This is a genomic window from Bacteroidota bacterium (genome assembly GCA_016183775.1).
Taxonomy (GTDB): domain Bacteria; phylum Bacteroidota; class Bacteroidia; order JABDFU01; family JABDFU01; genus JABDFU01.
Genome location: JACPDY010000149.1, coordinates 42900 through 56158 on the forward strand (window position 1 = coordinate 42900; position 13259 = coordinate 56158).

The following is a 13259-nucleotide window of genomic DNA, read 5'->3' on the forward strand; positions in this document are numbered from 1 at the left end:
TTATACAACCAGTTTCTTATACCTAACCCGTTTCGGTTCTAAATTACCTAATCGTTTCTTTTTGTTCTCTTCATACTCAGTATAACTTCCTTCAAACCAATAAACGGTCGAATCGCCTTCAAAGGCAAGGATATGCGTACACACACGGTCAAGGAACCAGCGATCGTGGGAAATAATTACCGCGCAACCGGCAAAGTTTTCCAGCGCTTCTTCCAGCGCGCGAAGGGTATTTACATCGAGATCGTTGGTCGGTTCATCCAGCAACAAAACGTTGCCTTCACTTTTCAATGCTATGGCTAAGTGCAATCGATTGCGTTCACCGCCCGAAAGCACACCGGCCTTTTTCCCCTGATCCGGTCCGTTGAAATTGAAACGGGAAATATAAGCGCGTGAATTAAGCGGTCTCCCTCCTATCTGAATAATTTCATTTCCACCGGAAAGTATCTCGTACACTGTTTTATTGGGATCAATTTCACTGTGGCTTTGATCTACATATCCGATCTTAACGGTTGGCCCTACTTTAAACTCTCCTTTATCCGGCTTTTCCTGTCCCATGATCATCCGGAAAATAGTAGTTTTACCGGCTCCGTTCGGACCAATGATACCAACTATACCTGCAGGAGGAAGTTTAAACGTCAAATTATCGTACAATAATTTATCGCCAAACGCTTTTGATACGCTGACAGCTTCAATAACCTCATTTCCCAGGCGCGGACCATTCGGAATAAATATTTCCAGGTTCTCTTCTTTTGTTTTCACATCCTCACCCAGCATTTTCTCATAATTCTGTAAACGCGCCTTTTGTTTAGCCTGACGACCTTTAGCGCCCTGACGCACCCAATCCAACTCACGTAATAATGTTTTCTGACGCTTACTTTCTGTTTTTTCTTCCTGCGCTAATCGTTTTTGTTTTTGATCCAGCCATTCAGAGTAATTGCCTTTCCATGGAATGCCTTCACCCCTGTCCAACTCTAATATCCAGCCTGCTACGTTATCCAGGAAATAACGATCGTGGGTAACTGCCAATACAGTTCCCTTATAATTTTTCAGGTGCTGCTCCAGCCAATCAACCGACTCGGCATCCAAATGGTTGGTAGGCTCATCGAGCAACAGTATATCGGGTTCCTGTATCATTAAACGACAAAGGGCGATACGCCTGCGTTCACCACCTGACAGGTTTTTTATCGGCGCATCGCTGGGCGGACAGCGCAAAGCTTCCATTGCCTGTTCAAGGCGGTTATCAAGGTTCCAAAGGTCGTACTGTTCGATCTGGTCATTTAAACGGGCTTGCTTTTCGATGAGCTTGGCCATAGCATCATCACTCATGGGTTCAGCGAACTTATTGTTCACCTCCTCATATTCTTTCAGAATATTAACGAACTGAGCGGCGCCTTCACGTACAATTTCAATAACTGTTTTGCTTTCATCCAGCCTGGGCTCCTGTTCAAGATATCCGATTGAGTAGCCGGGAGATGCATGCAGCTCACCCTGGAAATTTTTCTCAATCCCCGCGATGATCTTCATCAACGTTGATTTTCCGGAACCGTTCAATCCCAGGATACCGATCTTGGCACCATAATAGAACGATAAGTATATGTCTTTTAAAATGGTCTTCCCGGTATTCAGCGTTTTGCTGACATTCACCAGTGAAAAAATAATTTGTCTTCCTTCTTCTGCCATGTTGATTAGAATTACAAAAATTAATGAATTAGGGTTGTAAATATCGTAAAATATAACATATATCGGTCAATTGTCAGCGCTCAATTGTCATCAGAAGATATTTTAAAAACCACGACTATTTTGCAGGTATAATCGTCAGACTTCATTCATTATCGATAAACTATATAATGCAGATAAGCATTGTCTTGCCAATTCCTTTTCAGGTTTTGGTGAATGGTGGCAAAATTTTATCTTTATCCCATAAATAATTTTTATGAAAAAGACAACTCAAATTCTGATTGGTATTACGTGCGGTATAATACTTATTATTTCCTGTAAAACAACAAAAACGGCCAGCACAACTCCTGTTGTGGCGGCAACATTCAAAACCTCTGTAAAAAAGATACTTGATCAAAGCTGTAATGGCTGCCACAATAATCCCGAAAAGAAAAAAGGCGATTTTACGACCTATGCCGGTGTTAAAGCCAAAATAGATAACGGTTCTTTTAAAGAACTGGTGTTTGAAAAGAAAACTATGCCTCCGAACGGAACATTATCTGCTGATGATTTCGCAAAGCTAAAGCAGTGGTTTGATTCGGGATCGCCGGAGTAAATGGTTGTCAGTGATCGGTGATCGGTAATCAGTTAGTACTATTAGCTGTTAACAAACATATTCAATTAACCGGAAAGAATAACGGGTGCCGTTGATTATACTTGCGTAAATACAAAAAAGTTGATTCCCGTTTTTCTTTCTTCTTCAAGGCTTTATATTCAAGCAATAAAACGGAATCCGTCTGAAGAATACGTTCAAGATTTTCAACAGTAAAGTCGTGAATAGTTCCAGAACGTGTATCGAGCATAAATTGTCTTAACTCCTGTGAAACTGTTGTACCTGTTCCGATTCCTATACCTCCAAAACCAAATCCATAGCCCATGCCGCTTCCATACCGGGTAATGGTGGCTGTAAAATGACACAATGTACCTATCAGGGATATACGGCAAAAATCGTTCTCATAATAAATAAATATTCCATTGTTCTTTGAATAGCCCCACAGCTTTTCAGGAGCTGTAGATTGCTCGTTGCCTGCCGAATCAATATATTTAATTACTTTTTGGGAGGTCAATTGATGCATAAAATCAATGTCATCCCGGTTCAGATCGGTAATGATCTTTGATTTGGGAACAGGTTGATTGCGGATGAAATTTTTAAAATCGAGATAAATACCTTCCGTAAATTCAAAATCTTTTGAATATTCAACCACAGCTGTCTGCGCTTTTGATAGTAAGCAAAAAAGTGAAATAACCCATGTAAAAAACACATTTCTCATACTGTAAATATCCGAAAATTATTTGCTAAAAATCATACACTTTTAACTCATTTTGTATAACCTTTTATATTGTATATTCGTAGAACAAAATCTAAAACAACCATCATGCGATTAAAACTATTATCTGTATCCTGTGCAGTTGTTCTTTTAACTGTTTCGTCATTTGCCCAGCAGACGGGCAGAATGAACTTCGACCTTGCACGGAAAGTAATGAATCCATCCCTGCAAAATGAAGAGATTTCTGTTTTGGTAAAAGGTAATATAGATGGTTTGAGGTCGGTAATACGCGAATTGGCAGGTAAGTTCAATTATTCAGCCGGTGATATTGCCTCGGTAACCCTTTCAATTAAAAATATCGCATTATTGTCGCATTACGATTTTGTTAGCCGTATAGAAGCCTATGTTCCGCACGTTACTCTGATGAGTGACAGTATGCGCATGAAAGCAAATGTAGACCAGGTTCATTCAGGACAAGCGCCGCTTCCGCAGGGATATGACGGATCAGGTGTTGTGGTTGGAATAATTGACAGTGGCACAGACTTTAATAATCCCGATTTTAAAGACAGCAATGGTAAAACCCGCATCAAATTTTTATGGGATCATACCAAAGCCAATGCCTCAAACACTCCTCAGCCCTACAACTATGGGCAGGAGTGGGACAATACCAAAATTGATCTCGGGCAATGCACCCACGATGACGCGCCACACAGCGGACATGGGACAGTATCATCAGGTATTGCCGCCGGAAACGGAAGTTCAAGTACAGGGAATAAATATAAAGGTGTGGCTCCAAATGCCGACCTTATAGTTGTTGCTTATAATTTCAATAACCCAAAACCTAACAGCATTGCTGACGCTGTTGATTATATTTACGCGAAAGCACAGCTACTGGGAAAGCCATGTGTGATCAACCTTAGTTTGGGTGATTATTATGGCTCTCATGACGGGAAAGATCTGCAGGCACAATTGATGAATAACCTGCTTACAGGCGCGAATGGAAGGGCAATGACAGCATCATCGGGCAATGCAGGAGGAAAATACCTGCACCTTGGTTATTCAGCAAGCAGCACCGATACCAATTTTACATGGTTCAAACGAAATAACTCATTTCTTGGCGGCCCTATTGATATGGTGCTGTATGGTGAAAAGAACAGCTTTAAAAATATAAAGTTCAGTGTGGGTGCGGATAAAGTCACTCCTTATTATTCTTTCAGGGTACAAAAGCCATTTACTGATGTTACACAATACCCTATCCAGGTGCCACAAAGCAGCAGCCTTATGAATGGAACCAATAAACTGGGAACAGTATATACCTATGCTGATTCTGTTGGCGGAGTTTATTCAATGGAGTTTTATATTGAACCTGATTCAACAAGTTACAACTGGCGCTTATCAATTACAGGTTCAGGCAGATTTGATCTTTGGGCATACGACCCCACAAGACCGGAAAGCACGGAAATGGAATATAGCACCCTGCCCTCTGTAAGTACATTTCCGCCTATTGCCAAATACAAATTACCAGACACCCTACAAAACATATGCAGCAGTTTTCAATGTCTTGACAATGTAGTAACGGTGGGAAACTACAATAACAGGAGAACATATATGGGATATAACAGCATATTGCAAATGCCTTATCCGGGGATCAAACCGGAATATATGGATATGAGCTCAAGCATTGGCCCGACCCGTGATGGCAGAATAAAACCCGACATCGCGGCACCAGGTGCATTAACAATGACTTCAGGTGTTATGTCGATAATGACAGGCTGGCAAACCACCGCGCCGCAAAACCTCGCTGAAACCGGCGTAAATGTACGCGCAGGCGGAACATCCGCTTCAGCTCCTGTCGTTGCGGGAATCGCGGCGCTTTACCTGCAAAAGAATCCAACGGCCTCTGCCATTGCGGTAAAAAATGCTATCCTCGCTTGTCCTACAGTTGATACCATCACTAAAAATCTGCCCAATAGTATTTGGGGCTACGGTAAAGTAAATGCATTCACAACTCTTGCAGGCTGCACAGTAGGAACGGCGAATAACATTTCAGGTTACAATGCAGGATTTGATATTTACCCTAACCCGTTTAATGATTATACAACTATTGCATATGACCTGAGTGCTGTCGGAAATTATTCAACGGCCCAAATAAGGATAAATGATGTTATTGGTAAACAATTGAATAACATTAGTTTAAATGACAAAATATCAACTATTACTTTAAGTAAAGAATCGTTTCAGAATGGCTGCTATTTTTACAACCTGCTGGTCGATGGAAAAATTATCAGGTCGGGCAAATTAGTGGTGTTGGAGTAATGGTTAAAACAATTAATATCCTTGGGAATATATCAATCATCATTGGCCTGATAGCAGCTATTTTATGCGCTGTTCCTTTTGGTATATTCTATGCGATCACCACCGGCTTCGTCGGATTTCTCTGCACTACAGTATACATCGGGCTAAATACACGACACCAGGTCAATACAAAAAAACTGAACCCGGGCATAATCGCCCTCCTGCTTAATTCAGTGCCCCTGCTTTACATTTTAATCGGGATAATTATAACCAAACTAAAGGGACATCCCCTATGAATGCAATAGCGCAAAGAACGATCGGGAAGTATCTTTCATTAATAAAATTCAGCCATACCATATTCGCTCTGCCATTCGCCATGATCGGTTTTTTTTTGGGTGTTGAGGCAGCAGGCACGGGCATTAACTGGAAATTATTTATACTTGTGGCTCTGTGTATGGTATTTGCCCGCAGCGCGGCTATGGCCTTTAACCGTTATATCGACCGGAGGTTTGATGCAGCCAACCAACGCACAAGCAATCGTGAAATTCCTGCCGGTGTTATAAGTCCTGCTTCGGCGATCTCTTTTGTTGTTTTAAATTGCATTTTATTTATTGGTACAACATATTTCATCAACACAATATGTTTTGTCCTGTCACCTGTGGCCCTGGTTGTTGTGCTTGGCTATAGCTATACCAAACGGTTTACGGCTTTGTGCCATCTTGTTTTAGGCATCGGCTTATCCCTGGCTCCCATTGGCGCATATCTTGCGGTAACCGGCCAATTCGCTTTGCTTCCCCTGCTCTACTCCTTTACAGTTCTGTTCTGGGTCGGCGGCTTTGATGTGATATACGCCTTACAGGATGAACAGTTTGACCGCTCACAGGGCCTTAGATCGATCCCTGCAGCAATAGGTATTACAAACGCTTTACGGCTTTCTGAATTATTTCATATTTTGTCAGCAGCGGCGATTGTATATGCAGGATCCATTGCCTCATTCGGACTCTTTTACTGGATAGGTGTTTTTATCTTTATCGGATTGTTAGTATATCAGCATACACTTGTTAAACCAAACAATCTGAGTAAAGTGAACATGGCATTTGCCACTACCAACGGTATTGCCAGTGTGTTGTTCTCCATATTTGTATTAATTGAATTGCTGAGCTGATGCTAAAGAAATTATTACGTATATCCTTATTTACCGGCCTTGCAGCCATTCTGCTGGTTACTGTATGCAATATCTGGATCGTACAGCAAACCAAAAAGCAGATCTATTCGGAAATTGCCGCTATTCCTGAAAATGAAGTCGGCCTGGTACTTGGCACAAGTAAGTATTTCGCGAATGGTTCCGGAAATTTGTTTTTCAAATACAGGATACAGGCAGCAGCGCAGCTTTTCAGGGCAGCCAAAATAAAACACATTATTGTGAGCGGCGATAATCATGTGCCTGAATACAACGAAGCGAAAGACATGAAAAAGGCTCTCCTTGCCGAAGGCATACCCGACAGCTGCATAACACTCGACTATGCAGGCTTCCGGACACTTGACTCGGTAGTGCGCTGCAAAAAGGTTTTTGGACAAAACAAGTTTACCATTATATCGCAGGAGTTCCACAACCAGCGCGCCTTGTTCATTAGCCGGCATTATGATATTGAAGCTGTCGCTTTCAATGCGCAGGCCGTGTCCGAAGAACTATCGGTAAATACAATTTTCAGGGAATACTTTGCCAAGTTCAAGGCGGTACTGGATATATACATTCTTCACCAGGAACCTAAATTCCTCGGTGATCCTATAAAGATCAATCTCTGATATATACAACTATCTTAAAGTCGTACTATTTCAGGTTCTGTTTAGTCAAAAATGTTTCCCTGAGATTTCTTATAAGTGTCTCTGACTCCAGGAAATTCAATGTTTGCTGGGCATCTGACATGGCCTCTTCTGGCTTTTCATGCATTTCATAAATGACACCGTCAGCACCGGCCATTACAGATGCAAGAGCCATTACACTTACATAATCACGCACTCCGATGCCGTGTGAAGGATCGGCGATCACAGGGAGATGAGTTTTCTCTTTCAAAACCGGAATTGCATTGAGGTCAAATGTGTTGCGGTACGCATTTTCATAAGTGCGGATACCACGCTCACAAAGCATCAGTTTTTCATTTCCATTTGAAAAAATATATTCGGCCGACTGGAGCAATTCATCGATCGTTCCGCTCATACCTCGCTTTATCAGAACAGCTTTATCAACCCGGCCCAGTTCATCAAGCAGATTGAAATTTTGTGAGTTACGCGCGCCAACCTGGTAAACATCAATATAATCATACATCTCCTCTATCTGACTTACCTGCATCACTTCCGTAATTATTTTAATTCCATTGGCCCTGCAAATTTTATGAAACATTTTTAATCCTTCCAGTCCAAGCCCGCGAAACGCATAAGGTGAACTTCTTGGTTTAAAAACACCTCCCCGCATGACTTTCACGCCATTCTCAACCAAATGCTTAACTATTTTCAATACCTGATCTTCACTCTCAATTGAACATGGACCCGCCATAATAGCCAATTCCCCTTCTTTTATTACCACTTTATCCCCAAGATCGATCTCTGACGCGCTTACTTTCCATTTCCGGCTGACCAATTTGTAAGACTCGCTTACACGGTGTACATCCTTAACTCCATCGAGTGAACCAATATCTCTTATATCAAATTCGTTCTTTCCTATACAGACGAGGTAATTTCCTTTTTGTGTTTTCACCTCGGTAGTTTTATAGCCAATGAAATTAACTTTTGAAAAAATATTTTCTTTTGTCTTTGGCTTTAACTTTTCCTCTAATTGAATGATCATTTTATTGATTTTATAAAATTTGAAATGTCGGTTTTCAAGTCTGTATCCTTCTCCAAAGCTTTAATAAATCCGCTGCCAATGATCGCTCCATTAGCAAACTCACAGGCTTTCGCAAAGGAATTCCTGTCAGAAATGCCAAATCCTATCATTAAGGGGGTTTTAAGTTTCATCTCCTTTATCCTTCTAAAGTAGTCTTCCTGTAAAGTGTTGATCCCGGATTTAACTCCTGTTGTACTGGAAGAAGAGACCATGTATATAAAACCATTCGAATGACTATCAATAAGCCTTATTCGTTCATCTGATGTCTGTGGTGTAATAAGAAAAATATTCAGTATACCGTATTTATCAAATATAGACTTGTATTCATCGAGGTATTCCTGCAAGGGCATATCGGGAATGATCACTCCATCAATGCCACATTCTTTTGCTTCTTTGCAAAAGTTTTCAACGCCAAATTGAAGAATGGGATTTAAGTAACCCATTAGCAAAGTTGGCAGTTGGCAGTTGGCAATGTTTTTAACTGTTCAAATAGTAATTTGAGTTTCATTCCATTCTTCAATGCCACTTCGCTGCTATGCTGAATAACCGGACCATCGGCAAGCGGATCGGAAAAAGGGATACCGACCTCTATCATATCCGCACCGGCCTTCCGGAGTTCATCAATCACAACAGCGGTATCATTTAATTTCGGGAACCCAGCGGTGAAGTATACGGAAAGAATATTATTTTTCTTTTCACGGAATACTGTTTCAATACGATTTTTCATTGTGATCATTGCATTTTTTCGATATAAGTTGCAAGGTCCTTATCACCCCTGCCTGATAAATTCACAACAACAATTTCATTCTTCTTTGCGTTAAGTTTTTCAAGATGCGCTAAAGCATGCGCGCTTTCAAGAGCAGGTATAATTCCTTCGAACTTACATAACAGAAATACCGCTTTCAGAGCTTCTTCATCTGTTGCATTAACAAAAGTGGCGCGGCCTGTCTCGAATAAATTAGCATGAATGGGCCCGACACCCGGATAATCAAGTCCGGCCGAAATACTATACGGTTCTGTGATTTGGCCATCTTCGGTTTGCATCAGCATTGTTTTGCTTCCATGAATGATACCCGGTTTCCCTAATACCATTGTAGCCGCGGAATGCCCGGAATGCACACCCTTACCTGCAGCTTCCACCGCGATGAGCTTTACTTTTTCATTATCGAGGAAATGATAGAATGCGCCTGCCGCATTACTGCCGCCTCCTACACAGGCAATAACATAATCAGGGTGATCTCTTTTTATCTTTTCAGTCAGCTGTATTTTTATTTCCTCACTGATCACACTCTGGAACCTCGCCACCATATCCGGGTATGGATGCGGCCCGACAACCGAACCGATTATATAATGTGTATTTACCGGATTATTTATCCAATCGCGGATAGCTTCGTTAGTGGCATCCTTCAATGTTTTACTTCCACAGGTTGCAGGCACTACCTTCGCGCCTAACAGTTTCATCCGTGCCACATTTGGTGCCTGACGCTGAATATCAACCTCTCCCATATATACGATACACTCAAGACCCATTAAGGCGCAAACAGTGGCTGTAGCTACACCATGCTGGCCGGCACCCGTTTCCGCAATAATCCTTGTCTTTCCCAGGCGTTTCGCCAAAAGAACCTGGCCGATAGTATTATTGATCTTGTGTGCACCGGTATGATTCAGATCTTCACGCTTAAGGTATACATTGGTCTGGTAATGTTCCGATAAACGGGACGCTAAATATAACGGGGATGGCCTTCCCACATAATCGCGTAAAAGATCTTTAAATTCTTTTTGAAAACTATCGGAATAAATTATTTTCAGATAATTTTCACGAAGTTCTTCTACGTTAGGTACAAGCATTTCCGGAATGTAAGCACCTCCGAAATTTCCATAATAACCTTTTTCGTTAACCTGATAGTTCATCTTTGAATTGTTCAATTTTGTTAATATCCTTAAGGGCAATTTCGTTTTCAAACTTACTGTTCACATCCGCTCCATATAGTGTTGGTATTTGAGATTTGAGCTGTTTAATCTTCTCTACATCTTCCGGGCCAATCCCACCGCTTATGAAAAACGGTTTTTTGCCTTTGTACTTTTTAAGAATTTTCCAATCGAACTGAGTGCCTGTTCCGCCAAATTCCTTTGACTTCGCATCGAATAAATAATAATCACAGAACTCATCGTATTTTTTCAAAACTGAAAAGTCAAATTCCTCATCGATGCCAAATGACTTAATGATCTTTACGGATTTACTTACTTTCTCACAATAATCGGCCGTCTCCAGGCCATGTAACTGAACAAGATCCAGCTTATGCATTTTTACCTTCCTTAAAACATTTCCTGCTTCAGCATTCACAAATACACCGATCTTTTTTACTGTGAGTGGAATCTTGGGCATTTCAAACTCATCACCAACAAATCTTCTTGATCGTTCATAAAAAATAAATCCGATATAATCAGGAGCAAGCCTGGCCACATCTCGCACATTTCCCGGGTACTTCATTCCGCATACTTTCAACTTCAGTTTCATAATTATTTATTTTTTCTTTAAGTTATACTCCTTCACCTCCCTGATGAAGTTTGCGCAAGCGATCTCAGGCCTGCTGTGCTTCATAAAAGTCTCACCGATGAGAAATCCGCTGAATCCTTCTTTTTTTAATTCTTGTATTGCTTTTGCCGAATCGATCCCGCTTTCGGAAACTTTAACAAAATCTTTCGGAATTAACCTGGCAAGATCAAATGATTGCTTTACGCTTACTTTAAAATCTTTCAGATTTCGATTATTCACTCCAACAGCATCAACATACTCACAAACCGATTTTAACTCCTCTTTCTCTCTCACTTCCAATAAAACTTCAAGCCCTAATGACTTAGCAAATTTTGCGAATTGATTTACCTGCTTCGGATTTAAAACATTCGCGAGTAAAAGTACGGCATCCGCGCCGATTGATTTTGCTTCAATGATCTGGTATTCATCAATCGTAAAATCTTTTCTCAATATCGGACAATAATTGAACTTGCGTGCGATCTTCAGGTCATCACTCTTGCCCCCGAAAAATTCGGCATCGGTAAGAACCGACAAAGCGCTGGCTCCTGCGTGCATATAGCCAATGCTGGTGCGCTCAACAGTGGCATATTGATTAATTATACCTTTTGAAGGTGATTTACGTTTAAATTCCGCGATGATCCCGACTTTATCCTCCCGCAGTAAATATTTTTTCAGCGATACACAGGGTGAATTGAAGTGTACACTTTTCTCCAATAGCTTTATCGGGTAAAGAGACTTGCGTTCATCTACCTCTTTCCGCTTATGCACGATTATTTTATCAAGAATGTTCATGTTGAAATTAGCTTATTATAAACGTTCAATGCTTTTTTCGAAGATATTGATTCCCTTGCTTCAGCTATACAATCGGTCAGTGATTGAGCTGATCGCACACAATGAATAGCCATCCCCGCATTCGCGACTACAGCATCATTTTGTGCCGGAGTACCCTCCCCTTTCAGTATTTTCATAAATATTCCGGCTGCGTCTTCGATCGTAGTTCCTCCATGGAGATCTTCCTGTTTCAGTTTTTTCATTCCGATCATTTCGGGTTCAATAATCTGTTCCTCTGAACGGGATATCATTTTAAAATTTCCGGTAAGCGACACCTCATCATATCCGTCAAAGGAGTGCACGATAATATAACTATTTGTTGTACCCTGCATCAGGTAATTATACAAACGGGCTATTTCAAGATTATAAACTCCAAGCAATTGATATTTAGGAAAAGAGGGATTGACTATAGGGCCGAGCATATTAAAGAAAGTTCGCACACCGAGTTCTTTACGTATAGGCGCCACCGTTTTCATCGCGGGATGAAACAGAGGTGCATGCATGAAACATAATCCGGCCTGATCGAGTTGCTGTTGAAGAACACTTTTGTCGTTTGTAAATTTATACCCGATAGCTTCCAACACGTTTGAGGAACCGCTTACCGAAGAAACACCATAGTTACCATGCTTTGTAACTTTTACTCCAGCACCTGCGGCTACAAAGCAGGCAAGAGTGGATATGTTGAACGTATCCTTTCCATCGCCGCCTGTTCCAACTATATCAATAGTTTCATTCGTATTGAAATCAATCCGTAAGCATAATTCCAGCATCGCTTCACGAAAACCGGATAACTCCTCCACTGTAATGGGCCGCATAAGGTAAACCGACATAAATGCAGCAACCTGCGAAGTATTATATTTCGCTGAGGCAATATTTATAAGCACTTCCTTCGCCTGGCCGCGGGAAAGCGTTTTGTGGTCGAAAAGATCATTCAGAATTGTCTTCATGCCTCTATCCAGTTTTTAATCATCAGCTCCCCATGCTCTGTAAGAATACTTTCGGGATGAAACTGCACTCCACGTAAATCAAATTTTTTATGCCTCAATCCCATTATATAACCTTTCTCATCTTCCACCGTAATCTCCAATTCCTCCGGAAAACTTTTTTTATCAACTACCCAGGAATGGTAACGTCCGGCCATAAATTTTTTCGGAATGCCTTTAAAAAGTATATCATCTTTCAACACATTCATCTCTGTCGCCACACCGTGATATACCGAATCAAGGTTCGCCAGCTTGCCCCCAAACACTTCTCCTATTGCCTGCAAACCAAGGCAAACACCAAAAATACTTTTTGTCGGAGCATATTCTTTTATTACATCCATTAATATTCCCGATTCAGCAGGTAAGCCGGGACCCGGAGACAGCAATATCTTATTGTATTTACCTACTTCCTTAAGTGAAATAGCATCATTGCGAAACACATCCACGGTTGTATTGCTTATCTTTTCGAGATAGTTGACAAGGTTATAAGTAAACGAATCGTAATTATCCAATACCAGTATGTTCATATCTGTTGCGCTAATTCAATAGCTTTTTTTAATGCCGCTAATTTATTGTTCACTTCCTGTAATTCATTTTCTTCGGTGCTTGCAATCACCACACCTGCTCCGGCACGATAAAACAGTTTATTGTTTTTACTTAAGAACGAACGGATAATGATCGCGTGATTAATATCCCCGTTGAAACCCATAAAACCGATTGCTCCGCCGTAATAACCACGGCTGTCG

14 protein-coding genes and 1 pseudogene are annotated in these 13259 nt (G+C 41.1%); 5 read left to right on the plus strand and 10 right to left on the minus strand.

All coding sequences use genetic code 11. From position 1 onward, the window contains the following. Positions 1-1680 (minus strand): energy-dependent translational throttle protein EttA, encoded by a 1680-nt coding sequence (gene ettA, locus HYU69_16600; protein MBI2271961.1) that lies wholly within the window; start codon positions 1678-1680, stop codon positions 1-3. Positions 1681-1933: 253 nt separating this feature from the next. Here ettA and HYU69_16605 point away from each other — a divergent pair, with 253 nt between their 5' ends. Next, positions 1934-2272, plus strand: a complete 339-nt coding sequence (locus HYU69_16605; GenBank protein MBI2271962.1) for a hypothetical protein — start codon at positions 1934-1936, stop codon at positions 2270-2272. Positions 2273-2333: 61 nt separating this feature from the next. On the opposite strand, the gene HYU69_16610 is transcribed toward HYU69_16605, so the two are convergent. Continuing rightward, positions 2334-2987 carry a hypothetical protein gene (locus HYU69_16610; protein ID MBI2271963.1) on the minus strand — a complete coding sequence of 218 codons (654 nt, stop codon included), beginning with the start codon at positions 2985-2987 and terminating at the stop codon, positions 2334-2336. 105 nt (positions 2988-3092) lie between these two features. On the opposite strand from HYU69_16610, the gene HYU69_16615 reads away from it, so the two are divergent. The 4 genes from HYU69_16615 to HYU69_16630 are packed head-to-tail and all read left to right on the plus strand — an operon-like array spanning position 3093 to position 7085. Next, positions 3093-5300 carry a S8 family peptidase gene (locus HYU69_16615; GenBank protein ID MBI2271964.1) on the plus strand — a complete coding sequence of 736 codons (2208 nt, stop codon included), beginning with the start codon at positions 3093-3095 and terminating at the stop codon, positions 5298-5300. Then, complete coding sequence (locus HYU69_16620; GenBank protein MBI2271965.1) at positions 5300-5575, plus strand: hypothetical protein; 276 nt, start codon at positions 5300-5302, stop codon at positions 5573-5575. The genes HYU69_16615 and HYU69_16620 overlap by 1 nt, the downstream gene beginning before the upstream one ends. Beyond that, positions 5572-6444, plus strand: coding sequence for a UbiA family prenyltransferase (locus HYU69_16625; protein MBI2271966.1), 873 nt, complete (start codon positions 5572-5574; stop codon positions 6442-6444). The genes HYU69_16620 and HYU69_16625 overlap by 4 nt, the downstream gene beginning before the upstream one ends. Further along, positions 6444-7085 (plus strand): YdcF family protein, encoded by a 642-nt coding sequence (locus HYU69_16630; protein ID MBI2271967.1) that lies wholly within the window; start codon positions 6444-6446, stop codon positions 7083-7085. Before HYU69_16625 ends, HYU69_16630 begins: the two co-directional genes overlap by 1 nt. A 25-nt stretch (positions 7086-7110) precedes the next feature. Here the strand turns inward: HYU69_16630 and aroF are convergent, their stop codons facing one another. From aroF to HYU69_16670, 8 genes and pseudogenes are all read right to left on the minus strand, one after another. Further along, on the minus strand, positions 7111-8124 hold the full coding sequence (gene aroF, locus HYU69_16635; protein MBI2271968.1) for a 3-deoxy-7-phosphoheptulonate synthase: 1014 nt from the start codon (positions 8122-8124) through the stop codon (positions 7111-7113). Then, positions 8121-8890, minus strand: a pseudogene (locus HYU69_16640) (tryptophan synthase subunit alpha). The gene aroF and the pseudogene HYU69_16640 overlap by 4 nt, the downstream one beginning before the upstream one ends. Before the next feature lie 5 nt (positions 8891-8895). Further along, on the minus strand, positions 8896-10074 hold the full coding sequence (gene trpB, locus HYU69_16645) for a tryptophan synthase subunit beta (GenBank protein MBI2271969.1): 1179 nt from the start codon (positions 10072-10074) through the stop codon (positions 8896-8898). Then, on the minus strand, positions 10058-10675 hold the full coding sequence (locus HYU69_16650; protein MBI2271970.1) for a phosphoribosylanthranilate isomerase: 618 nt from the start codon (positions 10673-10675) through the stop codon (positions 10058-10060). Before HYU69_16650 ends, trpB begins: the two co-directional genes overlap by 17 nt. A 12-nt stretch (positions 10676-10687) precedes the next feature. Beyond that, a complete protein-coding gene (gene trpC, locus HYU69_16655) occupies positions 10688-11491 on the minus strand; it encodes an indole-3-glycerol phosphate synthase TrpC (GenBank protein ID MBI2271971.1) in 804 nt (267 codons plus the stop codon). Beyond that, positions 11488-12477 (minus strand): anthranilate phosphoribosyltransferase, encoded by a 990-nt coding sequence (gene trpD, locus HYU69_16660; protein ID MBI2271972.1) that lies wholly within the window; start codon positions 12475-12477, stop codon positions 11488-11490. Before trpD ends, trpC begins: the two co-directional genes overlap by 4 nt. Beyond that, complete coding sequence (locus tag HYU69_16665; protein ID MBI2271973.1) at positions 12474-13040, minus strand: aminodeoxychorismate/anthranilate synthase component II; 567 nt, start codon at positions 13038-13040, stop codon at positions 12474-12476. The genes trpD and HYU69_16665 overlap by 4 nt, the downstream gene beginning before the upstream one ends. After that, positions 13037-13259, minus strand: a 223-nt coding sequence (locus HYU69_16670) for a chorismate-binding protein (protein MBI2271974.1), incomplete at its 5' end; no start/stop codon positions are given. The genes HYU69_16665 and HYU69_16670, both read right to left, overlap by 4 nt.